The sequence below is a fragment of the Pseudogulbenkiania subflava DSM 22618 genome (assembly GCF_900177275.1).
In the GTDB taxonomy this organism is placed as follows: Bacteria; Pseudomonadota; Gammaproteobacteria; order Burkholderiales; family Chromobacteriaceae; genus Pseudogulbenkiania; species Pseudogulbenkiania subflava.
This window is the reverse complement of record NZ_FXAG01000007.1, coordinates 76,336-101,877: the sequence shown is the minus strand read 5'-3', so window position 1 is coordinate 101,877 and position 25,542 is coordinate 76,336. Positions and strand designations below refer to the sequence as shown.

The following is a 25,542-nucleotide window of genomic DNA, read 5'->3' as shown; positions in this document are numbered from 1 at the left end:
TTCGAGATAACGCTAGAAGCGGGGATCAGGTACGCGCCGGCGCCAGATCATCGGTGCGAGCATCCGGATCGGTATCGTCGTCCTCGCCTTCCAGTTCGCCGGCACCCAGAGCACCCTCGGACTTGGCCACCACGCTGGCGGCGATGGCGTTACCGATCACGTTGGTGGCGGAACGGCCCATGTCGAGGAAGTGGTCGATGCCCAACAGCAGCAACAGGCCGGCTTCCGGGATGTTGAACTGCGACAGCGTGGCGGCGATCACCACCAGCGAAGCGCGCGGCACGCCGGCCATGCCCTTCGAGGTCACCATCAGGATCAGCATCATGGTGATTTCCTGGGCCAGCGTCAGATGGATGCCGTAAGCCTGGGCGATGAAGATGGAGGCGAAGGTGCAGTACATCATCGAACCGTCAAGGTTGAACGAGTAGCCCATCGGCAGCACGAAGCTGGCCACCTTGCGCGAGCAGCCGAAGCGCTCCAGCAGTTCCAGCGTTTTCGGATAGGCGGCTTCCGAGCTGGCGGTGGAGAACGCCAGCAGCGCCGGCTCGCGCACCATCTTCATCAGGGTCAGCACGCGGCGACCGAGGAACAGGCCGCCGGCCAGGATCAGCACCAGCCACAAGCCGGTGATCGACAGGTAGAACTCGGCCATGAAGGTGCCGTAGGTGGCGAGAATGCCCAGACCTTCCTTGGCCACCATGGCGGCAATCGCGGCAAACACGGCGAGCGGCGCGAAGTTCATCACGTAGCCGGTCACCTTGAGCATGATGTGCGCAACGGAGTCGAGCATGTCGACCACCGGCTTGGCGCGATCGCCAATGGCGGCGCCGGCACAGCCGAAGAATACCGAGAACACCACGATCTGCAGGATCTCGTTCTTGCCCATCGCCTCGACCACGCTCTTCGGAATGGCGTGGGTGACGAAATCCTTCAGCGTGATGGCGCCCGCCTCGATGCCACTCGAGGCGTGCACGTCCGGCAGCGGCAGACCCAGGCCGACACCCGGCTTGAGCAGGTTGACCATAACCAGGCCCAGGCTCAGCGAGAAGAACGAAGCGGTCATGAACCACGCCATGGTCTTGGCGCCGATGCGGCCGACGGTCTTGGTGTCGCCCATCTTGGCAATCCCAACTACCAGGGTGGAGAACACCAGCGGGGCGATGATCATCTTGATCAGACGCAGGAAGACATCGGTCAGGATCGAAATGTTGTCGGCGAACGATTTGATCGCGGCCTCGTCGGTGGCCATCTCGCGCCATACGTAGCCGGTCAGGATACCCAGCACCATGGCGGCCAGGATGAAGGTGGTCAGTCTATTGAGTTTCACTAAATGCCTCTCCAGTGAAGGTCTGCCCCTCGGCCATCGTCGTGGCCAGGGCGTTGGGGGCGGTCTTGCCAACCGACCCCGCCTTTGCTCGTCCATCCGGCCTGAGCGACCGGGGTGGACCGTTTGGTGGTCCCTGCGCGCGCGCTGCTGCGCTGCGGCCGGAAATCGTTTTGTTGTTGGCCCGCCAGGGTTGGTGGGTGTCACCCTGGCCGGCGCTCCTTTATTGCACGAAGCGTGCCAGCCCGACGCCTCGAAACATTTTCGCAACACACTGTTTTTATTGGATTTTTTTTAACGACATGCGCATGATTACGGATAGGCGGAATGACACCCCCGCCACCGTTCGGTTATCCGAACGTGAGGGCCGGGCGGCCACACCGGCTTTCAAGCCCGCCCAAACGAAAAAAGGTTGGCCGAAGACGATGCTTCGGCCAACCTCTGGCAAGGAGGAAAAGGGGTGATCAGACCGACAGGTAGGACGACTGCTTGAGCCCGCGGCAGAACTCGGCGAAGTAGGTATTGCGCTCGTCGGCCGACAGCTTGGCTGCGCGCGCCTTCTCCTCGTAGCGGTTGAGAATCTCCTCCGGAGACAGGTGCACGTAACGCAGCATGTCCTCGATGGTGTCGTGCTCCTCGACGCCAGAGAACTCCAGACGGCAGCCCTCGCGCACGAACACGTTGACCGAGTCGGTGTCGCCGAACAGGTTGTGCATGTCGCCCAGGATTTCCTGGTAGGCACCCACCATGAAGGCGGCGACCAGGTACTCGTCACCCGGCTTCACCGCGTGCACCGCCATGGTCGACTCGATGCTCTGCTGGTCGACGTAGTGCTTGATCTTGCCGTCGGAGTCACAAGTCAGATCCTGCAGCACCGCACGCCGCGTCGGCTTCTCGTCGAGGCGATGCACCGGCATGATCGGCAGCACCTGATCGATGGCCCAGGTATCCGGCAGCGACTGGAACACCGAGAAATTGCAGAAATACTTGTCGGCCAGCTTGTCGGTCAGCTCGTCGAACACCTGACGCTGCGAACGCTGGTGGTTGAGCTGCAGTTGGTCGTGCAGGCAACGACACAGCGCGTAATAGAGCCGCTCGGCATTGGCCTTGTCCCTCAGGCCAAGGCGCCCCTCGGCGTACATCTCGGCCACTTCGGCCACATAATGGCTGGCGCGGTAATAGGTCTCCGTCACCGTTTCGGCATCGTTCAGCTTGCTCAGCTCGTACAACTTCCGTACCGGCGCGGCCAGCGCATCGATGTCGTCCAGCACCGGCACGCTCTCCGGCAGACGCTCCACGTCGGTCACGTTCATGATCAGCACGGCATGGTGCGCGGTCATGGCACGGCCCGACTCCGACATGATGCGCGGATGCGGCAGGCCGTTTTCGTCGCAGAACTCGGCCAACATCGACACGATCACTTGCGCGTACTCGTCCATGTCGTAGTTGATCGAACTGGCATTGCGCGAGTGGGTGCCGTCGTAATCGACCCCCAGGCCGCCACCGACGTCGACGTGGTCGATTGGCAGGCCCAGCTCGCGCAGCTCGCCGAAATAGCGGATCGCCTCACGGAAGCCCAGGCGGTAATCGGCAATGTTGGCGATCTGCGAACCCATGTGGAAATGCAGCAGGCGCACGCAATCGGCCATGCCGGCGGCTTCCATCTTGCCAGCCACGTCGATCAGCTGAGACGCCGACAAGCCGAACTTGCCCTTCTCGCCGCCGGTGTCGGCCCACTGGTTGTCGGAATTCAGCGACGACAGCCGCACACGCACCCCGACCAGCGGACGCACGCCGAGCTTCTGCGCCTCCTCGATCACCAGATCGACCTCGACCTCCTTCTCGATCACGATGAACACCTTGTGACCGAGCTTCTGGCCAATCAGCGCCAGACGCACGAAATCGCGGTCCTTGTAGCCGTTGCAGGTGATGGTGCACCCCTTGGGCGCCAGCGCCAGCACCGCCATCAGCTCCGGCTTGGAGCCGGCTTCGAGGCCGATCGACACGTCCGGCGTGGCGATGATGCTCTTGATCACCGCTTCCTGCTGGTTGACCTTGATCGGATAGAGCGCGGTGTACTGGCTGCCATAGCCGACTTCGGCGATGGCCTTGTCGAACGCGCCGCAAAGACGGGTCACGCGGTCTTGCAGAATGTCCGGGAAGCGCACCAGGAGCGGCAGGTCCAGGCCCTTGTCGGACAGCGCGTGCACCAGGTCGTACAGATCGATTTCGCAGTTTTGCTGACGGGAATTGGGGCGGACCTTGACGTGACCGTCGTCCCCAACCTCGAAATACCCCGCCCCCCAATGCCGGATGCCGTACAGGCTCCGGCTCTCAGCCACAGACCAAGCCATGAGTTTTTCCTTCAATGATTCGATGGAGAACCCCGCTCCTTGGGGCGTGTTTACCTTATTTTGCGGTTGCGGCCGGACTCTGCCGGATGCAGCGCAAAGAGAAAGCCCCGCCGCCGTGCCGGCACGGCCAGGGGCGCACGATGCCGCGATGCGCCGGCAGAATCTGGCCCCGGAGGGCTGGCCCGTCGCCCCGCCATCGGCGGCGTTGGGCGGCTTGGCCTTGGAATAACCAAGGCGCCGTGCCACCCGCCTTGCCGCTGGCAGGCGACGAGCCAGCGCAATCCTCAAAATAAGGTAAACACGCCCCACATGCACGGCTTTCGGGCTTGCGAGCTTTTATGTGGGCCTGGGATGTCGGAGCGAAACAATCTTTTTGTGCGTTATTGCGATGCAAAACGAGCGCGGATTTTAGCAACATCACGCACGATGACAAGGAGAATTTTGAGCCGCCACCACCATCGCGCCACAGCCGGCCCCGGAAGCCGCCCGACACGCCGCCACGAGAAGCCGCCGACGGTGCCCGATACCACGCCGAAACGGAAAGCAACTGGAAATACAGGGTCATGCCATGTCCCTCTTTCCATCGGCACGGAGACCGGCGATGCCCGTCACACCAGCTTCGCCAAGTGCCGGCAAGCCGCGCAACGACGGCAGGCAAGGCAGAGGCTTGCCGCCGTCACCCAGCCCCCGACCCTGTCCTGCCACCTCGTCCCGGCAGGATAGTCCTGGAGGATGTCAGGGCGATGAAAGCTGCACCACCCCACCCTTGGCCCGTGTTTGACGCGCGTAGAGCGGCAGCGTTCCCCCGGGCATGACCTCACTGCGGCGGCGATGACGGCCCACACCCTCCGGAACCGCCAGCGCGCTTAGAACCTGTTCATGATCTTGCTGCGCCTCCCTGATCGGGGCTCATGTGCACTGCGTGCGAATCTATCACTGAGCAAATCGAAGATTGGCACGTAGTGATTCGCTCAGCGATCAGGAATCCTCATGTACTACTTGTACATTCCGGTTCCGGCGCTGCTCCTCACCCCGCTGAGGGCCGCTCGCGACAAATCGTAAACAGGCTCTTATGCCGACGACTCTGCCCGTGCGCCGTCGTCGAGCTTTGGCGCGTCGCCCTCCGCCGTCTTCTTGGCGCGATACATGGCGTCATCGGCATGCTTGAGCAGCTGCTGCTCCTCGTCGCCGTGCTCGGGAAACAGAGCGATCCCAATACTCGGCAGGATGCGCAGGTGCCGGCCGTCGAGGTTCAGCGGATGATCGAGGGCGCTGCGGATTTTCTCGGCCACCCGCCAGGCATGCTCCGGCAAGGCAATGCTCTCCAGCAGCACCACGAATTCGTCACCGCCGATGCGCGCCACGGTATCGCTCTCCCGCACGCACTGCCTGAGCCGCCTGGCCACCTCCTGCAGCAGCAGATCACCGGTAGCGTGGCCAAAGCTGTCGTTCACCTGCTTGAACTTGTCCAGATCGAGATACAGCAGGCACAAGCGCCCCTGCTCGCGACGCGCCCTTGCCAACGCCGCTTTCAGGCGGCCGTGCAGCAAGCGGCGGTTGGGCAGGCTGGTCAATTCGTCATACTGCGCCATCTGCTGCAGTCTGGCATGCAGCTGCTTGCGCTCGATCGCAGTGGCAATCTGGGCCGAGACGAACTGCAGCAGCTCCTTGTCCTTCTCGGTGTAACGCACGCCATCAGCATGGCTCTTCAGCACCAGGGCACCGATGATGCCCTTCAGCGAGTTGAGCGGAACCGCCAGCCAGCACGCGGCATCCGTGGAGACCGCGGCCCTGAGCGGCGGCGGCACGGCATCCACCGTCGCGGGGGTCAGCAGCAGCGGCTGCCCGGTACGGATGACCTCTTCGCACAGCAGGGTGGTAGCGGGGTTGCGCGGCACCGGGAAATGATTGCGGGCGTCGACATGGTACGGAAAACTCAGCCGCTCCTGCTCGGCGTCGTACAGCGCCACGGAAAACTTCTGACCCGGCAGCAGGTTGCCGACGATCTGCCGAATATGCTGAAACAAGGCCAGCAAATCCTCGGCCCCATGCGCCGCCTCGGAAATGGCGTACAGCGCCGCCTGCAAGGACTCCGCCCGCTTGCGCTCGGTAATGTCGCGGGCGACGGCCACCCTCACCTGGTCGGCCTCCGACCAGCGTGCCGACCACATGATGTGGACCACCTGGCCGTCCTTGCGCACATAGCGATTCTCGAAGTGCGGCTTGGCATCCCCCGACATGATCTGGCGGGCCGCCTCCAGCGTCCTGGCTCGGTCTTCCGGCAGCACCAACTCGATCATCGGCTTGCCGATCAATTCCGCTTGCGTATAGCCAAAGATGCGCTCGCAGGCGGCGCTGACGAAAACAAAGCGCCCCTCGACATCGACGATACAGATAGCGTCGAGCAGGAGGTCGATGAAGCTTGCCAAGGGCGCACCGTTTTTTGTGTCCATGAGCTAAGCATATTGCCTGAAAAGGTAAAACGTTAGGGGTCGATCGAGGTCCAGGGCCGCCAATAAGCGCCGGTCACCGCCCAATACCAGGGAATCCTCCCCATCCTGCACGGCCCGCCACCGCACAGGACGGGATCCAGCCATCGCTCTGTGGCCACCCGCAAAACAAGAAAGCGGACAGACTCTTGCGAATCCGTCCGCCTCCGTACCCGCCATCAGGGGGCCGTCGCCACCGCTCCTCCCGCCCCGTTGCCGGGTGGGGCCGGCGCATCGTTTTCGCGCATGGCCGCCGCCATGGCACGCATCCGGTTGCGCTGGGCGCTGAGCATCAGATAGTTGGCCACCAGCACAAAAATCCCCACCAGCAGCACGGTGATCGCCGCCAGCGCGTTGATCTCCGGATTCAACCCCAGGCGCACCTTGGAGAAGATCACCATCGGCAACGTGGTCGCCCCCGGCCCGGACAGGAAGGACGTCGTCACCAGGTCGTCCAGCGATAGCGTGATCGACAGCAGGAAGCCCGAGGCAATGGCCTGCGACACCAGCGGCAGCGTGATCAGGAAAAATATCTTCATCGGGCGGGCCCCCAGGTCCATCGCCGCCTCTTCCAGGCTCTTGTCGATCTCGATCAGACGCGAGCGCACCACCACGGCGACGTAGGCCATGCACAGCGTGGTATGGCCGGCCCAGATGGTGAAGAAGCCGCGTTCGGAAGGTTGGCCGAAGAACTGCTGCATCGAGATGAACAAGAGCAGCATCGACAGGCCGGTGATCACTTCCGGCATCACCATCGGCGCCGTCATCATGCCGGCGAACAAGGTGCTGCCGCGAAAACGCCCGAAGCGCGCCAGCACAAAGCCGGCAATGGTCCCCAGCACCACCGCCGCCGTCGCGGAGGCCAGCGCGATCTTGATCGACAGCGTCACCGCCGAGATGATCTGATCGTTCTGTATCAGCGACACGTACCAGCGCGTCGAGAAACCGCCCCACACCGTCACCAGCTTGGAGGCATTGAACGAATAGATGATCAGGCTGACGATCGGTACATAAAGGAACAGGAAACCCAGCAGCAACACCCCCTTGAGCGTCTTGGGCAGCGGATTGCCGTTATACATTTTTCCCCTCCAGTTGGCGGGTTTCATAGCGGTGGAACAGCGCGATCGGCACGATCAGGAACAGCACCATGATGGTCGCCACCGCCGAGGCCATCGGCCAGTTGTTGTTGTCGAAGAACTCGTTCCACAACACCTTGCCGATCATCAGCACGTCCGGCCCGCCCACCAGTTCCGGGATCACGAATTCGCCCACCGCCGGGATGAACACCATCATCGAACCAGCGATGATGCCGTTCTTGGACAGAGGCAAGGTAATGGTCCAGAAGGTCTTGAACGGCCGCGCGCCCAGATCGTTGGCCGCTTCCAGCAGGGTCACATCCATTTTCACCAGGTGCGCGTAGAGCGGCAGGATCATGAACGGCAAATAGGCGTACACCATCACCAGATAGAGCGAGAACTGGTTGTGGAACATCTCCAAGGGCTGGCTGATCAGCCCCATCGACATCAGCAGGTTGTTGATGATGCCGTTGGGCTGGAGCAAGCCCATCCAGGCGTACACCCGCAGCAGGAACGAGGTCCAGAACGGCAGCATCACAAGCATCAGCAGCACATTGCGGATGGCCGGGTTGGCACGGGCGATGGCATAGGCGATCGGGTAGCCAATCAACAGGCAGGCCAGCGTGGTGAACAACGCCACCTCGAGCGACGACACGTAGGTATCGAGATACAGCTCGTTGGTGAAGATGAACAGGAAATTGGACAGGTTGAGCGCGATGTTCAGCGTGCTCATGTCGCCGTCGTACTTGAGCAGGTGCGTGAACGGCGGAATCGCCAGATCCTGGTCGGCGAAGCTGATCTTCAGCACGATCAGGAACGGCACCAGGAAGAACACCAGCAGCCACAGGTAAGGCACCGAGATCACGGCCCCCTTGCCCGGCTTGAACCGCTCGAGAATGGAACGCAGCATAGTCACACCCTCCCCTTACATGGTCAGGACGACGGGCAAGTCAGGACGCCAGCGGATGTTCACGCTCTCGCCCCAAGTCGGCGGCTCTTCGCCCGCCTCGTACCAGCGCGACGACGGCACCACCGACTTCACCACCTTGCCGCTGGGCAGGCGCACGTGATAGATCGAGTAGCTGCCCAGGTAGGCGATGTCCTCGATCTTGCCGCGCGCCGCGTTCGGCGCCGGGGTGAATTCGCCACGATCGAGCCGCACGTCCTCGGGACGGATGCTGGCCCAGACCTGCATCCCCTTGGGCCCGGTGATGCCGTGATCGATCTGGATGCGCCCACCCAGTTCGGCGGACTCAATTTCCACGCAGTGAGGCTCGTCCACCACCACCTGGCCACCGAAGATATTGGTTTCGCCGATGAACTCCGCGGTAAAGCGGCAATTCGGGAAGTCGTAGATCTCGGTCGGGGTGCCCACTTGCAGCAGCCGGCCCTCGCTCATGATGCCGATGCGCGAAGCCATGGTCATGGCCTCTTCCTGATCGTGCGTCACCATGATGCAGGTCACGCCGACGGTTTCCAGCGTGTTGACCAGTTCCAGCTGGGTCTGCTGGCGCAGCTTCTTGTCCAGTGCGCCCAGGGGCTCGTCGAGCAGCAGCAATTTCGGGCGCTTGGCGAGGCTTCTCGCCAGCGCAACGCGCTGCTGCTGGCCGCCGGAGAGCTGGTAGGGCTTGCGCGAGGCGAACTTGCGCAGTTGCACCAGATCGAGCATCTCCGTGACGCGCGCGGCGATCTGGTCCTTGGGCAGCCTGTCCTGCTTGAGGCCGAACGCGATGTTCTGCTCCACCGTCATGTGCGGGAACAGCGCGTAGCTCTGGAACATCATGTTGATGGGCCGATCGTACGGCGCGAGAGCGGTGATGTCCTGGCCGTCGAGGATGATCTTGCCGGCGGTCGGCCGTTCCATGCCGGCCAGCATGCGCAGCAGCGTGGACTTGCCGCAGCCGGAGCTCCCCAGCAGGGCGAAGATTTCATGGCGGCGAATGGTGAGATCGACATGATCGACGGCGAAGTGATCGCCAAACTTCTTCACGATCCCGGCTATCTGCAGATAGGGCTTCTCGTCAACCTGAGCCCCGGCCGCCGTCTTGGGCTGTGCGACAGCATCCATCATGATGGTCAAATCTCCCTCTGGCGCACGTCGGACCACCGCCGTCGATACGCCGATTCATCGAATGCCCCGCTCTCGTCGGGGTGCTGGTTATCGTCTGTTACCGGATTCGGCACACCTGCGTTCTTGCCTGGCGTCGCGTGCTGCTTGGCCGGCACGCGCCTTCACTTAAACCGGGAAAGAATACCAAAACCGCCCCAAAAGGGCGCATTTTAATCTGCCGGGGTCATATGAAAATCAATAAGCGAACGCCATGCCAGCCTGGCAGACGCCCCTCGCCCGACATCCCCGTCTGCGCCCATGCCAACCCGGCAGCGCCACGCATCATCGCGCGCCGTCGTCTGTTTCGCAGCAGGAACGGCCCGGCGGTGTCCGCAGGCGTGGGAAAAGAGTAGTGCCGTTCAATAAAATTGACAATTCAAAAACTGCCCGAGCGGCGGAAACGCACAAGGAAATGACGGTTTGCCACAAGGTGGCACCCCGCCATCAAGAGCGAACAATAAAAAAGACCGGCTTACGCCGGCCCACCTTGTTTAAATATCAAGCACATGATCCAGGATGACACGCCCTAGACCTTGCTCATTACCCTGCCACTACCCCGGCGCTCGATGAACAGACTGCTGCCGCTCTGCTTCTTGGCCATCTTCTTGGCATCGGCCACCGCCAGCGATACCTCATGATGCGACAGGAACTGTCCCGGCCTGGCAGAAAGCACGCCAATCGACACGCTGGTGAGCGGGAAGAAGATCAGCTCACCGTTGCGCGCCGTCACTTCGAAGCCCCCCATCAGGCGGTGCTCCTGCCCGAAATGCACCTGGACCTGGCGATCGAAGGCGGCGATCACGTCGAGCAGACGCGCCTCCCAGCCCTCGCTCTGCATCAGCAACACAAAGTCGTCGCCGCCGATATGTCCCACCCAGTCGCGGGCCGGGTCAGCCACCTGTTGCAGCAAGTATCCCAGCAGGCGGATCAGGTCATCGCCGGCGGCATAACCGTAGAGATCGTTGAACGGCTTGAAATGATCGAGGTCGGCATAGGCCACGACAAACGGCTCGCCGCTGTCGAGCAGGCGGTCGATGGTTTCGGAAATCGGCACGTTGCCGGGCAGTCCGGTCAGGGGGTTGGCGTAGCGCGCCGCCGAAATCTGCATCTCGGTGATCTTGCGCATCAGATCGTAACCGGTGCCCATGCCGAGATAGCGGCCGTTTTCGGTGATGATGAAGCCGTCGATCAGGTGGCGGCGCTCGGCGGCCACCACCAGGCTCGATAGTTCCTGCACCCCCATCTCGGCACCGACGATCAGCGGCTGCTGATCCATCAGGGTGCGGCACGGCTTCTTGCCGTACAACTCACGATTGAACGGCCTGGAAAAGCTTTCCAGAAAATCGTGACGGCGCAGCAGTCCGACCGGCACGCCGCCACTCACCACCGGAATGGCGAAGCGCTCCGGCGCCTCGACGAACAGCCGGTAGGCAACTTCGTTCGCCACCGTCTGCTCCAACGGCATGACCTCGACCAGCAGATCGCGCGCCATCGCCTGGCGTGGCGCCCCCAACCGTTCGCGCGCATCGGCGTACAGCAGGGCACGCACTTCGGCCGACACCTCGCGCGCCGGCAGCAGCGCCGGTCGGGCAAACAGATAGCCTTGCCCGTAGCGCACACCGAGCCGCCGCAGTACGCGCAACTCGTCTACCGTCTCGATGCCCTCGGCCACCAGCAAGGCACCGGATTGCCTCGCGATGTCGACCATCGAACGCACGAACTGCTCCTTGAGCGGATCGTGCTGGATTTCCTGGACGAAATGCTTGTCGAGCTTGACCACGTCGGGGCGCAGCTCGGACCACAGCCGCATATTGGAGAAACCCTCGCCCAAATCGTCCAGCGCGATACGGAAACCACTGTCGCGGTAATGGCTAGCCGCCTCGCGCAACGCCTGGTAGGTCGCATTGGGGTGGGTTTCGGTGAGTTCGATGACAATGCGCTCGCTGGGCAACCCCAACATGTTGAGAAACGCCAGCGTCTCGCCCGATTTATGCTCCGGCGCCAGCAAGGTCTGCGGACTGATGTTGAGGAATAGGCAACCAGGCAGTTGATGCTCGATGAACGCCTCGGCGGTGACACGCCGGCAGGCCCGCTCCAGCGACACCAGCGCACGGCACCGCTCGGCCGCGGCGAACAGATTGAGCGGCGAGTGCAGAGGGCTGTTGGAAGGCCCGCGGATCAGCCCTTCATAGCCGAGGATACTCCCCTCTTCCATGTCCACGATGGGCTGGAAGACCGGCAACAGCTTGCGCTCGTTGATGATGATTTCCAGCTCCTGACAAAGGGAGGTATCGCAAACCTGCATAAGAAGCTCGTTCCTGATGTAACTACTTTTTTAACAGCGATGAAATATATCGTTAAAGGATGACAGGATCGTGACGATAAACGCCCGATCATTACAAAGGCAGGTTTTGCCGGTGCAGTGGCACAAACCGGGAATACGGTGACTGGCCATGCGCCGAATCTTGGGAATAGAATGAAATCTGGATAATGCCGGTAGGACGCGCAGCCATGCCTCATGCCACACTGAACGGACAAAGCATCTATTACGAACTGAGCGGCCACGGCGACAAGACGCTGGTGCTGTTCAACGGCATCACCATGTCCACGGCCGCCTGGACCATGATGGCCCCGCCGCTCGAAGCGCACTACCGGCTGCTGCGGCTCGACTTTCTCGGTCAGGGCCTAAGTGACAAGCCGGTCGCCGATGCCTACCTGCTGGAGCAGCAGGCGGAGCTGGCGTGGCAGCTGCTGCAGCACCTGTCGATCGACAAGGTGCACCTGGCCGGCCTGTCCTACGGCGGCATGGTGGCGCAGTACTTCGCCCGCCGTCACCCGGAATGCCTCGAGCACCTGCTCCTGGCCTCGACCCTGGCCTGGTCTGACGAGGTGAACTCCCGCATCAGCGACAGCTGGATCGCCGCCGATGCCGCCGGCGGCATCGACCTGCGCTACGACGTGAGCATCCCGTGGTTCTTCTCCAGCCGCTTCCTGGTCGGCAACGCCGCCCAGTTGGCCGAGCTGAAGATTATCGCCGGGATGGTCGACTGGCCCGCCGTCACCCGACTGATCGCCGGGGTCAAGCGCCACGACGCGCGCACCTGGCTGGCCGAGATCAAGGTTCCCACCCGCGTTATCGTCGGCAACGAAGACCGCCTGACGCCCCTCTACCAGTCGGAAATCCTCGCTAACAGCATCCCCGGCGCATCGCTGCATGTGCTGCCGGCCATCGGCCACGTCATGCACATCGAAGCACCGGACATCTTCGCCCACGAGATTCTGCGTTTCTGCACACCCTGACACCTTCAGGAGAACCGTCATGCTGCATTCCATCCTGCACTCCGTCGACGACCTGGGCATTGCCACTCTCCGGCTCAACCGGGCAGAACTGCATAACGCCCTGGACGACACGATGATCGTCCAGCTCACGACCGCGCTGGAAACCCTGATCGCGGATGCACGCGTCCGTGCCATCGTGCTGGCGGCCGAAGGCATCAGCTTCTGCGCCGGCCACGACAGCGCCTGGATGCAACGCATGGCAGGCTTCGACCAGGAGGGGATCAAACAGCATGCACGCTTGCTGGCGACCTTGCTCGGCACCCTCGACAACTGCCCCAAGCCGACCATCGCCCGTGTCCAGGGCTCGGCCTTCGGCATCGGCGCCGGCCTGCTGGCCTGCTGCGATATCGCCATCGGCGCATCCGAAGCGCTGTTTTGCTTCTCCGACGTCAAGCTCGGCATGATTCCAGCCTCGGCGGCACCGTATGTGATGCGCGCCATCGGGGAGCGCGCCGCCCGGCGCTACTTCATCACTGCCGAGCGCTTCAACGCCGGCAAGGCCAAGCGACTGGGGCTGATCCATCTTGTGGTCGAGGACGAGGAGCTGGACATGGCGGTGGCCCAGATGTGCCGCCAGGTCTTGCTCAACGGCCCTCAGGCGATGGCAGAGGCCAAGCAGCTGGTGCGCGAACTGGGCGGCAGGGCCATCACGGCTGACGCGATCGAGACGACCATCGAGCGCATCGCCCAGGTTCATGCCAGTGCCGAAGGCCAGGAAGGCATCGCCGCGTTTATCGAACAACGCGCACCCTCCTGGATTCATCGAGAGTGAAACCAGGTCCCGGTGCGGCGATAGTGCACCGGTCAAGCCCCCGGTCGCGGGCGTGACGCTGGGCCGGCCTGTTCACCGCCATGGCCGCGCTTCGGCCAACCTTGCCGGCCTGGCAGAAGGACTTCCGCAATTACGCCATCAAACTTCATCTCTGCGGCACCGCTACAGACGGCACTGGCCCTTTCGTGAAGAATAGGGCCATCCTTCTCACGAAAAGCGTGCCCGATGAACCAGCCTTCCCTCTCCTACGATTTCCTGACAGCCACCCTGCAAGACCAGCCTCCTGTGGCACGTGAATGGCCGTTGGCAAACGGTGTGACGGCACGCTGGCGCGAGCGAGGCATTCTCGAGCTGGTTCCGCCCCAGTTGGACGACCATACCGACCGCGTACTGATTTCCTGCGGTGTTCACGGCAACGAAACCGCGCCGATCGAGGTCGCCAACGGCATCCTGCGCGACATCGAGCAAGGCCGACTGCCGCTGGCGGTCCACCTGCTGCTGATGTTCGGCAATCCGGACGCAATGCAGGCCGGCGAACGTTACCTCGATTACGACATGAACCGCCTGTTCAACGGCCAACACGCCAAGCACCCAGCCACCCGCGAAGCGCAGCGTGCGGCGGTTCTGGAAAACGCCGCGGCGGCGTTTTTCGAGCAGGCCCCGAACGGCTGCCAGCGGCTGCACTACGACCTGCACACCGCGATTCGCGGCTCGGTCTTCGAGCGCTTTGCCATCTACCCCTACCTCCACGAGCGCGACTACAACCGCGAACAGCTGTGCTGGCTGGAATCGGCCGACATTACCACGGTGCTGCTGCACAGCCAGCCGGCCGCCACGTTCACTTACTACACCAGCCGTCACTGCCAGACCGACGCCTTGACGCTCGAGCTGGGCAAGGCCCGCCCCTTCGGCCAGAACGACCTGTCACGCTTCGAAGGCATCAACCAGGCCTTGCGACGGCTGCTGAGCGGCCAGCGCGATCCGCTGCCGGCCTTTGCCAACGAACGCTTCCAGCTGTTCCGGGCCAAATACGATCTGGTCAAACACAGCGACCAGTTCCGTCTCTATCTGCACGATCAGGTCGAGAATTTCACGCTGCTCGAAGACGGCTTCGTCATCGCCGAAGATCAGGACGTGCGCTACCAGGCCCACGGCGGCAACGAGCGCATCCTGTTCCCCAACCCCAAGGTCGGCAACGGCCTGCGCGCCGGCATCGTCATCGAGCCCGTGGCCATCTGAAGAGCCACCCTAAAAACAAAACAGCCGGGAAATCCCGGCTGTTTTCGTTAGCCCACTCCTAGTGGTCACGACAGGTAGTTGAACAGTGACAAGCCGCTGACCTTCTGGAAGGTCAGCTGCGAATACTGCAGCGCTGTCTGCGCCAGGGTGAAATCGCTGATGGTCTTGGCCAAATCCAGACCGTCCAGATTGCTGAGCCGCGTCTGGTACTGGACATCCAGATCCTGTCCAACCGACTGCAGGGTTTCATTTTCGCTGCGCCGCGAGCCGATTGAGGCCTCTGTCGTCGACAACCTCACCTGTGCAGAGTCCAGTCCCGACATGATGGTATTCAACTGGGTCGTATACGTTGCCGGACGGGGGTTCTGCCCCAACAGATTATAGAGATCGCGCACGTTGTCGAATACCGCCGTATTGCTGATGGCATCGCCGTACACAGCCGAGCCCACTTCGGTGATCGGCACCTGGCGCGCATCGCTTATCTGAACATCACGGCGCCCGGTATCCCCGTTGTAGGTCACGTTCAACGAGCTGTCCGCCACGAAAGGGGGATTGTCGATTGCATTACCGCCATACAGGTAGTTGCCTCGACCATCCGTGGCATTGGCATAGCTCAGCAGTTGCTGGAAACGCTCCTTGACCTCGGACTGGATCATAGTCAGCTGGGAGTTATCGAGAGAAGCATTCCCCGCCTGAATCGCCAGCGTCTTCAGATTCGAAAGCAGATCGTTGGCACTACTGAGCGAGGTTTCCGATATGGCCAAAGTCGATTCGACCGTATCCCCGTTTTTGACAAATTGGTTAGTGCGCCCATCCGACTGAGACACTTCCAGCATCTGCGCCGACGCCACCGGGTCATCCGACGGCACCACAACCCGTTTCTGGGCCGAGAGTTGCTCTTGCAGCTTAGTGAGGTTGTACTGGTTCCCCTGGATACCTACGTACCCTTGGTTGAACACCATGCTGGTACTGATTCGCATCACTTACTCTCCGATTCGAACCTTAATTCATCTGCAACAGCGAAGAAAAAATCTGCTGCGCTATCTGGATGACCTTGCTGGAGGCCTGATAGGCCTGCTGGTACTTGATGAGGTTGGCCGCTTCTTCATCAAGATTGACGGCGGAAATCCTATCGCGCGCGGTTTGAACCTCCTGCAACACGTTGCTTTGCGCCGTCGAACTGACCGTCGCCTCGTTGGTCACGCTGCCAACATAACTGACCATGCTGGCATAGTGGGAGGCAAAGGACGTCAATGTGGAAGTCGTATCGGTCCGGTCATCATCGACCAGCGGCCGGGTCTGCAGCTTGGCCATTGCCAACAGGTTAGTGTTATCCCCCTTACCGATCGGAGCCGCATTCGGCACAACCGAGAGGGTAAGGCCTGACGTCAGCGGCCCAGAAAGACTGAACGCAATGCCGGCATCGACGGCCGGGCTTCCCGATACCAGCTTGTAGCCGTTATCGACGTTGGGATCGGCCACGACATTGTAAGTTGTGGTCCCGGCCCCATTGACCACCGTCGCTGTCATTGCCGTACTATCAATCGTGAGACTGGTCAGATTGGAAGAGGGGTGGGTCGTCACGTTCGGCGCTCCGGCGGCACTCGCCGACGACCAGCCGTAATCCCCGGGTAAGGTGCTGTACACCTTGCTAATACTCAGCACAGAGCCAGAAGAGGTCACCACCTGGGCGCCCGCCTTCAGATTGGACGCCGCCGCCAGCCCCGACGGATCGGTCATGATCACCTGCAAGGCACTGGCGGCCCCCTGCGGATTAGCGGCATAAGAACTCAAGTCGGTGAACAGCGGCTGACCTTGCTGGCCATTCAAATCCAACCCCAGCTGCTGCTGGTAGTTCATCGCTGCTGCAAAGTCGATAGCGAGATTGCCAAGTCGTGTTCGCGCGTTGGTCAGGGCATTATCGCGAAAATCAAGAATGCCACCCAAGGCCCCACCTTGAACCAGGCTGGTTGGAATCACCGTATTGCTGCCATTGGTACTCTTGTATACCAACTGCAACTGCTGCGGATTGGTCGGGTCCGGCTGGGTATCCAGCTGATTGGCCACACTTCCGAGCACCAGTGTTTGGCCATTGCCGATGAACACGCTGTAGGAGCCATCCGACTGAGGAACCACCGATGCCTTGACCTGCTTGTTAAGTTCAAGGATGGCCTGGTCGCGCTGGTCCAGCAAGTCATTGGGTGCGTTGGTCGTCGTGCCACTGGCGGTTTTGACCGTCAGAGCCGCAATACGATGGTTGAGATCCGCAATCTGACTGGCCAGACCGTTGATGGAGTCCACCGAGGCCTTGATACGGGTATTCACCCCGCTGGCCATTTCCTGCAACTGCCCATCCAGGGTGCGAAACTTGGTCGCCAGCGCCTGGGCCTTATTCACCGCTGCTTGGCGGCTGGGGAGGGACGAGGGATCAGCCGACAAGGTTTGCAGACTGCCGAAGAAGTCCTGCAGCGAGGGGCTGACACCGACCGTCGAATCGGCCATCAGGGAGTCCACCTGCTTGAGAAAATCCAGCTGGCCCGAGTAGTAACTATCCGTAGCCTGGGCACTTTGCACCTGCTGGGTCAGGTAATCGTCGTAGACCCGGTTGACGTGGGTCAGATCGACTCCCTGCCCGATGAAACCGTAGCTGGCACTCTGCGGGTAACGCGCAGCCTGCTGCGTCACCTGACGGGTGTAACCGGCGGTGTTGACGTTGCTGATGTTGTGGCTGGTCACCGTCAAGGCGCCTTGCGCCGCATTCAGCCCGCTGACGCCGATCGAAAAAATACTCGTACCCATATCGCACCTCTGATTGCTATATCGGCCTGCCCGGCACGATCTTGAGCCTTAAGCCCCGCGAGAACGCTGGGAAACCGCACCCATCACCCCCACCAGCTTCTGGGCGTAGTGGGGATCGGTGGCATAGCCTCCGCTTTGCAGCCCTCGCGCGAATGCCAGCATGTCGCCCCCCTGGTTCAGGGCGGACTGGTAGCGCGACGAACCGGAGAGCAGCTTGGCGTAGTCGGCAAAGGCCTCGTTGTAGGACGCGTAGGCGCGGAATTTATCTATTTTCTTGACGGCATTGCCGTTCACGTACTCGGTGGTCAAGACATCGACGGAATCGCCCTGCCAGTTGGCACCGGCCTTGATGCCGAACAGGTTATGGCTTTCCTGCCCGTGGGCGTTCTTGATCGAGCGTTTTCCCCAGCCGCTTTCCAGGGCCGCATGCGCCAGCACCAATTCCGGCGCCACCCCCAGTTGCTGGGCGGCGTCCCTGGCGTGAGGCAACAGGGCGGTCACGAAGGATGCGGCCGTGTCGCCCACTGCTCCCGGCGTCGGGCTTGGGGCTTCACTGGCGGGGTTGGCCAATCCTGCCGCCGCCTTCGACTGCATGGACTGATACGCACGGATGGCCTGGTTGACCATCGGCAGCACCGAGGATGCCGGTGCCAGCCGCTCGACCGTGGGGGAAGCATCATCATCCAGTTGCGCGGCATGGGCCAGCTGCCGCGACAGGACATCGGCCAGGCCCACCCCTCCCGATTTGCTCATGGTCTGGAGCAATTGCTGATCCAGCATGCCGCGGTAAGTGCCCATGGCATTGCTGTCCTCCTCGCCATCAAACGACGTCTCGCGCATGGCCTGCAGCAAGGTTCCCATGAACAGGGACTCGAACTGTTGTGCGGCGGACTTGATCGCGGCTTGCGGGTCTTTGCGGGCGGCTACCTGCAAGGCGGCGGTCTGACCGGGGTCGACGGCGAGGCGCTGGCTGGCCGTGCTGGCATCGTTCGGCAACGTTGGAAAACTGACACTCATCCTGATCTCCTCGGCGCAGAAAAAGCAAGAAACGGGCCAACAAAAAAGGGAGGGCTACCCCTCCCCTTGCCTCCAAACACGTCGGCCGCTTCGCTCAGATGATCTGCAGTTCCGCCTTGAGCGCGCCGGCCGCTTTCATGGCCTGCAAAATGGACAACAAGTCCTGTGGCGTGGCGCCGAGCGCATTCAGCGCGTTCACCACCTGGGACAGGTTGGCCCCGCGCGGCAGCCCGATCACCTTGCCCCCTTCGCTCTTGATGTTGACGCTGGCCTGGTTGGTGACGACCGTCTGCCCACCCGACAGCGGCGCCGGCTGGCTCACCTGCGGGGTGTTGCTGACCGAGACCGAGAGATTGCCGTGCGCCACGGCGCAGGGGTCGATGGTCACGGACTGGTTCATCACCACCGAACCGGTACGGGCATTGAGAATGACAAGAGGGGAAGCTTCTGCCGGTGTAACGGCAATATTTTCCATCCGGGACAGGAACTGCACGCGGCGGTTGGCGTCTTGCGGCGCGACCACTTCCACCAGCCTGCCATCCAGCGCCCGGGCCGTGCCATCGCCAAGCTCGCGGTTGATGGCCTGCACCACCCGATTGGCGGTGGTGAAGTCGGACTCGAACAGCTCGAGTTGCACCACGCCGCCCGAGCCGAGCGCGGTCGGAACCTCGCGTTCCACCGTCGCCCCGGCGGGAATGCGGCCGACGCTCAGATGGTTGACTTGCGCCGAACTGCCCGCAGCAGAAGCCCCGGCGCCACCCACCACCACGTTACCTTGCGCCATCGCGTAGATCTGCCCGTCCGCGCCTTTCAGCGGCGACATCAGCAGCGTGCCGCCGCGCAGGCTCTTGGCATCACCGATGGAGGAAACAGTCACGTCGATGGCCTGCCCCTGGCGCGCAAACGGCGGCAGGGTTCCGGTGACGGTAACGGCGGCGACGTTCTTCGGATCGAGCTTGGTGCCGACCGGAATCTGCACCCCGAGCTGGTTGAGCATGCTCGACATCGACTGCGATGTGAACGGTGACGAGGTGGCCTTGTCACCGCTGCCGTCGAGCCCGACCACCAGGCCATAGCCGATCAACTGGTTGGTGCGAACACCGCCGATCGAGGCGATATCCTTGAGCCGCTGCGTGGCCAAAGCCGGAGACATGGCCAATACCCCGACCAGCAGCATACCTAGAAAACGTTTCATTCCCATCCCGCTATAAAGCGCCGGCCATCGCCACCATCAGAATGGCAGCACCGTCATGAAAAACTTGGTCAGCCAGCCCGGCTCGGCAAACGAGCGGTTGTTGCCCTTGGATTGCTGCTCGATACGGGCATCGGCCACCTTGGTGGACGAGACCGTATTGCCGGTCTTGATGTCACGCGGATTCACCACACCGGACAGCCGGATGTATTCGGTATCGCCATTGAGCCGGACCTGCTTCTCCCCGCTCACCACCAGATTGCCGTTGGCCAGCACGTCGATCACGGTCACCGTGATCGAGCTGACGAACGAGGAGCTCGCCTGGTTGGTGCCCTTGCCACTCGAGGTGGCGGAGCCGTCGGCCGACAGGGAGGCCCCTGCCAGTTTCTTTTCGAGATAATCGGGCACGAAGGGAAGCTGCAGGCCCGCCCCCATGCTGTTGCTGAGCGACGAGGTACGCTTGCCGGTGGTCTGCTCGGAGGCCGCCGTGGTGGTTTTTTCTTCGATGGTGACCGTCAGCGTATCGCCCACCCGCGCCGGGACACGGTCGGCAAAGATGGGCTGGTAGCTTCCGGCCTGGAAGATGGAGCCGTTACCGGGCAAGGCCTGGGGCGCCGGCTGGGGCCGCGCGCTCATCGGCTGCTGCACGATGGGGGGTTCGGGCACGGCACACCCGGACAACGCCGCGGCCAGCATTGCCATCACACCGAAAGTCGCTTTCATCACAGGGCCTCTAGCTGGTCGACGCCAGCATTATAACTGGGCAACCCGCTGCAGCATCTCGTCGGCTGTCTTGATCGCACGCGAGTTCATTTCGAACGAGCGCTGGGCGGTGATCATGTTGACCAGCTCTTCGGTAACGTTGACGTTGGAGGCCTCGAGAAAGCCGGAGCGCACACTGCCTCGACCATCGGTGCTGGGGTCGCCATCCTGCGGATCGCCCGACGCCTGGGTTTGCAGATAGAGGTTCTGGCCGATGCTCTGCAGACCTTGCGGGTTGATGAAGGTGGTCAGCTGGATGGTGCCGGCGGTGGTCGGCGTGGTGCTGTTAGGCTGCGTGTACTGGACTACCCCGGCTTCGGAGATGGTGATGCCGGTGGCGTTGGCCGGGATGTTGATCGCCGGGTCGAGCAGATAGCCCGACGAGTTGACGATGTCGCCGTTTTCGTTGCGGCGGAATTCGCCGTTGCGGGTGTAGGCGATGGTGCCATCCGGCTGTTGCACGCGGAAGAAGCCGTCGCCGTTGATGGCCAGATCAAGCGGCTGTTCGGTCGATTCCAGGTTGCCCTGCGAGTGGATGCGCGCGGTCGCCACCACGGTGGAGCCGGTACCGACTTGCAGCCCGGTCGGCAGACTGTTGCCGTTGGTCAGTTGCGAACCCGGTTGGCGCAGGGTCTGGTAGTACAAATCTTCGAAGACCGCGTGGCCTTTCTTGAACCCCTTGGTATTGGAGTTGGCCAGGTTGTTGGAGACGACATCCAGCTGGAACTGGCTGGAGTCCATGCCGGTCTTGGCGATGTAGAGTGCGCGCATCATGGCGAGTGTTCCTTATTCTGGGCTTCGGCCAACATCTCAGCTCAAGGCGAGAATCTGGCTGGCTTTTTGTTCGTTCTGGTCGGAGGTCTGCATCAGCTTGACGTTGAGATCGAACTGGCGCGCATGGGAAATCATCTGCACCAGGCTTTCCACCGCATTGACGTTGCTGCCTTCCAAGGCCCCCGACACCACCTTGACGTCGTCCGAGGCCGTGGCATTGCCGCCCCCGTTCAGGCGGAACAGGCCATCCTCGCCCTTGTACACGGCCCGCTCGCCCGGGTTTACCAACTTGAGCTGACCGGCAATCTGCGGGGTGCGGTCGGCACCGCTCGTCGGCGTGGTCACCACCGTGCCATCCGGGCCGATCACCACGCTGGAGCCGGTCGGGACGGTGATCGGTCCGCCAGCGCCGAGGATAGGCAAACCGCTGCGGGTACGCAGCATGCCGTTGGGATCGGCGACGAAGCCACCGTCGCGGCTATAGGCTTCGCGGCCATCGGCTGCCTGCACCGTGAAGAAACCCGGGGTGCCCAGGGCGAAGTCGGTGTCGTTGCCGGTCTGCTGCAGGCTGCCCTGCGACAGGTCATGGCCGATGGTGTTGTCGACCACGTAGGTACGGGTCGGCGCACCGTCGCCCACCACCGGCAAGGCCCGGAACGAAACCTGGTCGGCCTTGTAGCCGTTGGTGTGCACGTTGGCCAGGTTCTGCGAGGTGGTGGCCTGCTGCGTCATCACGTGTTTGGCGCCGGTCATCGCCAGGTAGATCATGCGGTCCATGGTGCCGTTATCCCGTTAATGCTCAGCGCAGGTTGATCAGGGTCTGCAGGATGGTGTCTTCGGTCTTGATCGACTGGGCGTTGGCCTGATAGAAGCGCTGCGCCACGATCATGTCCACCAGTTCGGAGTTCAGATCGACGTTCGACTGTTCCAGCGCCTGGGACTGGATTTCACCGAGGTCGGACGACATCGGCGCGCCGATCTTGGCGCCGCCGGTGGAACTGGCCACGTCCTTCCAAAGGTTACCGCCCATCGACTGCAAGCCCTGCACGTTGGTGAAGTTGGCCAGCGCCACCTGGCCGATGGCCACGGTCTTGCCGTTGGAATAGGTCGCCTCGATGATGCCCTGGTTGTTGATGTTGGTGCTGGTCAGGGTGCCGGGCGCATTGCCGTCTGCCGCCAGCGAGTTGACCCCGAACGAGGAGTTGAACTGGGTCGACTTGCTGAGATCGACCGTGGCAATGGTCATCGGCGTGGTACTGCCGTTAGGCGTGGTCGCCGTGTACTGAATGTTGCTGAGCACGCCGCCGCTGGTCAAAACGCCGTTGGTATCGAAGCTGAGCGTCTGCGGCCCGGCGGGCGAAGTGACCGCCGTGCCATCGACGTAGAGGTTGACGGTCCAGTCAGTACCGGTCGCGGTGGGCGTTCCCTTGACGAAGTAGAAGCTGAGGTCGTGGGTATTGCCCAGGCTGTCGTAAACCTTGACCGAGGTGGCGGAGTTGTAGGTGCTGGTATCCGTCGGGTCCACCGTCGGCGCCGGGCTGATGACCGTCGCACTGGAATTCAAGTTGACGCCGAGATCTACCTTGCCGGTCGCGGTCGGCGAAATCAGGCTGGTCTGGAACTGCAGATCGACCGGGGTGGCGGTGTACTGGATGACCCCATTCTGGGCCGTATAGCCCTGCAGCTTGTAGCCGTCGCCGTTGACCAGATAGCCGTTGGAGTCGACCTGGAAGGCACCGTTGCGGCTGTAGGCATCCTGACTGGATGCTGCACTGGGAGACTTCAGGACGAAGAAGCCTTTGCCGGAAATGGCCAGGTCAAGGTTGTTGCCGGTGGAGTTGATGTTGCCCTGATCGAACAACTGGCTGACCTCCGCCGTGCGCACCCCGATGCCGGCCTGGGCGCTGGAGACACCATAGAGGCTGGAGCCGTACATGTCGGCAAACTCGGAGCGTGAACGCTTGAAACCGTTGGTGCTGGCGTTGGCCACGTTGTTGCCCACCACTTCCAGTTGCTTGGACGCTGCAGCCAGGCCACTCAAACCCTGTTGGAAACCCATTTCTTACTCTCCCCGGACGCTTTCAGTACTGCAGCATCAAGACACTTGAACGATGTTGGCGATGGCCACGCGGCCGCCTTGCGGCGTCACGATGTAGGGGCTGCCCTTGTCCCACACCACGGCGTCGACGTGCTGGTTGGAGAGCGGCTCGGCCGTTACCGACGTGGTCTTGCCATTGCTCTCGTTGGTGGCGGCGACGCTGAAGGTGTACACCCCGGCGGCGACCGCGTTGCCGTCCTTGTCGGTGCCGTCCCAGTTGAAGGTGGTCAGGCCCGACTTGACGTTGTTCATGGTGAAGGTATCGATCACCTCGCCGTTCGCGTTCTTCACGGTGATCGCCAGGTTCTGCGCCGAGCCATCGAGAATCACACCGCCCTGCGCCGTGCCTCCTTGCCCCAGGGTGAGAGTATTGCCGTCGATCATCGCACTCTTGCCGACCAGCGAAGCCGCCAGCAGCGACTGGGTGCCATACTGGCTCTGCAGCAGCGAGTTGATCGATTTGCTGAGGTTCTCGAGCCCGGTCACCTGGCTGATCTGCGCCATCTGCGAGGTGATCTCGTTGTTTTCCATCGGGTTCATCGGGTCCTGCGACTTGAGCTGGGTGGTCAAGAGCGTCAGGAAGCGGTTCTGGATACCTTCCGCCGAGGACGCCGAGACAGAGGACGACGAGGTGCTGCTGCCGGTATTCAAAACGGAGTAGGGGTTATTGGTCGTGGAAGTCACGGTCATGTCTCAGCCCTCCAGGCTTATTGCCCCAGCTGCAGGGTCTTCTGCAGCAGGTTCTTGGCGGTATTCATCAGTTCAACGTTGGTCTGGTAGGAGCGCGCAGCGGAAATCATGTCGGCCATTTCCTCCACCGGGTTGACGTTGGGCAGGTTGACGTAGCCGCGCTGGTCGGCCAACGGATTGCCCGGGTCGTACTTGAGGCGCGGCGGGGTGGTGTCTTCCACCACCGAGGTCACGCGCACGCCGGCCACCTGCGGCTGAGTGGCCGACACCGGGATGGCGGTGAACACCACGTGCCGCCCCTGGTAGGGCTGGCCGGTCGAGCTGGTGGCGCTTTCGGCGTTGGCGATGTTGCTCGCGACCACGTTGAGGCGCATCGACTGTGCGGTCAGCGCCGAACCGGCGATGGTGAAGACGTTGCTCAGCGACATGCTTACTGACCTCCCTTGATGGCTTCGTTCAGGCTGGAAATGCGGCGATTGAGAAAGGTCAGCGTGGACTGGTATTGCATGGCGTTGTCGGTGAAGGCCGCGCGCTCGACGTCCATGTCCACGGTGTTGCCGTCCAGGCTGCGCTGCACGGCGCTGCGGTACTTGAGCTCGGGAGCGCCGGCGTCGCCCGAGCCAGACGACGAGGCGATGTGCGCCGGGTCGGTGACGGTCAGGGCCAGGCCCGATTGCTTGCCTTGCGCCGAGTGCAGCGCCGACGCGAAATCGAGGTCCACCGCCTTGTAGTTCGGCGTATCGGCGTTGGCGATGTTGCTGGCGATCACCTCGGCGCGCTTGGCGCGCAGATTGAGCGCCTGCTGCTGGAAATCGAAATAGTGGGCAATCTTGTCGAGCATGACCTTCTCCTGAATAACACCCCAAAAGCATTTTTCATGCCAACACGATCACTAGAGGCAAGGGCTTGAAATGACGGGATTTCGCCCGGAGGAAGAAGGAGCGGCAACCTGGTCGGTACGGCAAGGCGGCAACTATTGCCGCCCGGGCGGCAGGAATGAAAAACGCCACCCTCAAGGTGGCGCCGTGACATGCGGCCAGCGTTGGCCGAAGGCCGCTGGCTCAGGCGGGCTCGCGCAGCTCGAAGTCGTGAGTGATATCGGCAGTCTTGCCCAGCATGATCGAGGCCGAGCAGTACTTTTCGGCGGACAGCTTGATGGCGCGCTCGACGGTATCGGGCTTCAGTTCGCGGCCGACCACGACGAAGTGGAAATGGATGCGGGTGAACACCTTGGGGTCGGTGTCGGCGCGGTCGGCGTCAATGTCGACCCAGCAGTCGTGCACGTCCTGGCGCGATTTTTTCAGGATGCTCAGCACGTCGTAGCTGGTGCAGCCGGCGGTGCCGAGCAGCAGCAGCTCCATCGGGCGCGGGCCGAGGTTGCGGCCACCGCCCTCAGGGGCGCCGTCCATCACCACGGCGTGGCCGCTGCCGGTCTCACCCATGAAACACACCCCGTCGATCCATCTCAGTTTGGCCTGCATTGTTGTTCTCCTGGTCAATCAAGCCT

At 62.2% G+C, this 25,542-nt stretch carries 23 protein-coding genes and 1 other RNA gene; 4 read left to right on the top strand and 20 right to left on the bottom strand.

Translation table 11 applies throughout. The features are described from left to right. Positions 1 to 25 precede the first annotated feature (25 nt). From B9N72_RS08415 to B9N72_RS20730, 3 genes are all read right to left on the bottom strand, one after another. Positions 26 to 1,327, bottom strand: coding sequence for a dicarboxylate/amino acid:cation symporter (locus tag B9N72_RS08415; RefSeq protein WP_085275971.1), 1,302 nt, complete (start codon positions 1,325 to 1,327; stop codon positions 26 to 28). A 461-nt stretch (positions 1,328 to 1,788) separates the two neighbouring features. Beyond that, positions 1,789 to 3,678 (bottom strand): arginine decarboxylase, encoded by a 1,890-nt coding sequence (speA, locus tag B9N72_RS08410; RefSeq protein WP_085275970.1) that lies wholly within the window; start codon positions 3,676 to 3,678, stop codon positions 1,789 to 1,791. Between the two features lie 55 nt (positions 3,679 to 3,733). After that, complete coding sequence (locus B9N72_RS20730) at positions 3,734 to 4,243, bottom strand: hypothetical protein (RefSeq protein ID WP_143477785.1); 510 nt, start codon at positions 4,241 to 4,243, stop codon at positions 3,734 to 3,736. Positions 4,244 to 4,668: 425 nt separating this feature from the next. Here B9N72_RS20730 and B9N72_RS08405 point away from each other — a divergent pair. Then, positions 4,669 to 4,743: non-coding RNA, sX9 sRNA (locus tag B9N72_RS08405), on the top strand. A 5-nt stretch (positions 4,744 to 4,748) separates the two neighbouring features. On the opposite strand, the gene B9N72_RS08400 is transcribed toward B9N72_RS08405, so the two are convergent. The 5 genes from B9N72_RS08400 to B9N72_RS08380 form a co-directional block, all read right to left on the bottom strand. Then, positions 4,749 to 6,131: a sensor domain-containing protein gene (locus B9N72_RS08400; RefSeq protein ID WP_085275969.1), complete on the bottom strand. Its 1,383-nt coding sequence runs from the start codon at positions 6,129 to 6,131 to the stop codon at positions 4,749 to 4,751. A gap of 215 nt (positions 6,132 to 6,346) precedes the next feature. Further along, entirely contained in the window at positions 6,347 to 7,246 is a 900-nt protein-coding gene (locus B9N72_RS08395; RefSeq protein ID WP_085275968.1) for an ABC transporter permease subunit, read from the bottom strand. Further along, on the bottom strand, positions 7,239 to 8,153 hold the full coding sequence (locus B9N72_RS08390) for an ABC transporter permease subunit (RefSeq protein ID WP_085275967.1): 915 nt from the start codon (positions 8,151 to 8,153) through the stop codon (positions 7,239 to 7,241). The genes B9N72_RS08395 and B9N72_RS08390 overlap by 8 nt, the downstream gene beginning before the upstream one ends. A 15-nt stretch (positions 8,154 to 8,168) precedes the next feature. Next, entirely contained in the window at positions 8,169 to 9,314 is a 1,146-nt protein-coding gene (locus B9N72_RS08385) for an ABC transporter ATP-binding protein (protein ID WP_085275966.1), read from the bottom strand. Between the two features lie 565 nt (positions 9,315 to 9,879). After that, positions 9,880 to 11,658 carry a GGDEF domain-containing protein gene (locus B9N72_RS08380; RefSeq protein WP_085275965.1) on the bottom strand — a complete coding sequence of 593 codons (1,779 nt, stop codon included), beginning with the start codon at positions 11,656 to 11,658 and terminating at the stop codon, positions 9,880 to 9,882. Between the two features lie 206 nt (positions 11,659 to 11,864). Here B9N72_RS08380 and B9N72_RS08375 point away from each other — a divergent pair, with 206 nt between their 5' ends. From B9N72_RS08375 to astE, 3 genes are all read left to right on the top strand, one after another. After that, complete coding sequence (locus B9N72_RS08375) at positions 11,865 to 12,653, top strand: alpha/beta fold hydrolase (protein ID WP_200810907.1); 789 nt, start codon at positions 11,865 to 11,867, stop codon at positions 12,651 to 12,653. 19 nt (positions 12,654 to 12,672) lie between these two features. Next, positions 12,673 to 13,464: an enoyl-CoA hydratase-related protein gene (locus B9N72_RS08370; protein ID WP_085275963.1), complete on the top strand. Its 792-nt coding sequence runs from the start codon at positions 12,673 to 12,675 to the stop codon at positions 13,462 to 13,464. Positions 13,465 to 13,689: 225 nt separating this feature from the next. Beyond that, the gene (astE, locus tag B9N72_RS08365; protein WP_085275962.1) at positions 13,690 to 14,703 is read left to right on the top strand and encodes a succinylglutamate desuccinylase; all 1,014 of its coding nucleotides are present in this window, start codon (positions 13,690 to 13,692) and stop codon (positions 14,701 to 14,703) included. Between the two features lie 65 nt (positions 14,704 to 14,768). On the opposite strand, the gene flgL is transcribed toward astE, so the two are convergent. From flgL to B9N72_RS08305, 12 genes are all read right to left on the bottom strand, one after another. Next, positions 14,769 to 15,683, bottom strand: a complete 915-nt coding sequence (gene flgL, locus B9N72_RS08360; RefSeq protein ID WP_085275961.1) for a flagellar hook-associated protein FlgL — start codon at positions 15,681 to 15,683, stop codon at positions 14,769 to 14,771. Between the two features lie 22 nt (positions 15,684 to 15,705). Continuing rightward, positions 15,706 to 17,502, bottom strand: coding sequence for a flagellar hook-associated protein FlgK (gene flgK, locus B9N72_RS08355; RefSeq protein ID WP_085275960.1), 1,797 nt, complete (start codon positions 17,500 to 17,502; stop codon positions 15,706 to 15,708). Between the two features lie 48 nt (positions 17,503 to 17,550). After that, entirely contained in the window at positions 17,551 to 18,519 is a 969-nt protein-coding gene (flgJ, locus tag B9N72_RS08350; protein WP_085275959.1) for a flagellar assembly peptidoglycan hydrolase FlgJ, read from the bottom strand. 94 nt (positions 18,520 to 18,613) lie between these two features. Then, positions 18,614 to 19,714, bottom strand: a complete 1,101-nt coding sequence (locus B9N72_RS08345) for a flagellar basal body P-ring protein FlgI (RefSeq protein WP_085275958.1) — start codon at positions 19,712 to 19,714, stop codon at positions 18,614 to 18,616. Positions 19,715 to 19,750: 36 nt separating this feature from the next. Then, positions 19,751 to 20,434 carry a flagellar basal body L-ring protein FlgH gene (locus B9N72_RS08340; protein WP_085275957.1) on the bottom strand — a complete coding sequence of 228 codons (684 nt, stop codon included), beginning with the start codon at positions 20,432 to 20,434 and terminating at the stop codon, positions 19,751 to 19,753. 30 nt (positions 20,435 to 20,464) lie between these two features. Next, positions 20,465 to 21,247: a flagellar basal-body rod protein FlgG gene (gene flgG, locus B9N72_RS08335; RefSeq protein WP_085275956.1), complete on the bottom strand. Its 783-nt coding sequence runs from the start codon at positions 21,245 to 21,247 to the stop codon at positions 20,465 to 20,467. 36 nt (positions 21,248 to 21,283) lie between these two features. Continuing rightward, a complete protein-coding gene (gene flgF / locus B9N72_RS08330; protein WP_085275955.1) occupies positions 21,284 to 22,024 on the bottom strand; it encodes a flagellar basal-body rod protein FlgF in 741 nt (246 codons plus the stop codon). 22 nt (positions 22,025 to 22,046) lie between these two features. Continuing rightward, positions 22,047 to 23,306, bottom strand: a complete 1,260-nt coding sequence (gene flgE / locus B9N72_RS08325; RefSeq protein WP_085275954.1) for a flagellar hook protein FlgE — start codon at positions 23,304 to 23,306, stop codon at positions 22,047 to 22,049. A gap of 36 nt (positions 23,307 to 23,342) precedes the next feature. Next, positions 23,343 to 24,035: a flagellar hook assembly protein FlgD gene (locus tag B9N72_RS08320; protein ID WP_085275953.1), complete on the bottom strand. Its 693-nt coding sequence runs from the start codon at positions 24,033 to 24,035 to the stop codon at positions 23,343 to 23,345. Between the two features lie 17 nt (positions 24,036 to 24,052). Then, the gene (gene flgC / locus B9N72_RS08315) at positions 24,053 to 24,463 is read right to left on the bottom strand and encodes a flagellar basal body rod protein FlgC (protein ID WP_008953790.1); all 411 of its coding nucleotides are present in this window, start codon (positions 24,461 to 24,463) and stop codon (positions 24,053 to 24,055) included. 2 nt (positions 24,464 to 24,465) lie between these two features. After that, positions 24,466 to 24,876, bottom strand: coding sequence for a flagellar basal body rod protein FlgB (flgB, locus tag B9N72_RS08310; protein WP_085275952.1), 411 nt, complete (start codon positions 24,874 to 24,876; stop codon positions 24,466 to 24,468). A 220-nt stretch (positions 24,877 to 25,096) separates the two neighbouring features. After that, positions 25,097 to 25,516, bottom strand: a complete 420-nt coding sequence (locus B9N72_RS08305; RefSeq protein WP_085275951.1) for an OsmC family protein — start codon at positions 25,514 to 25,516, stop codon at positions 25,097 to 25,099. Between the last annotated feature and the right edge of the window lie 26 nt (positions 25,517 to 25,542).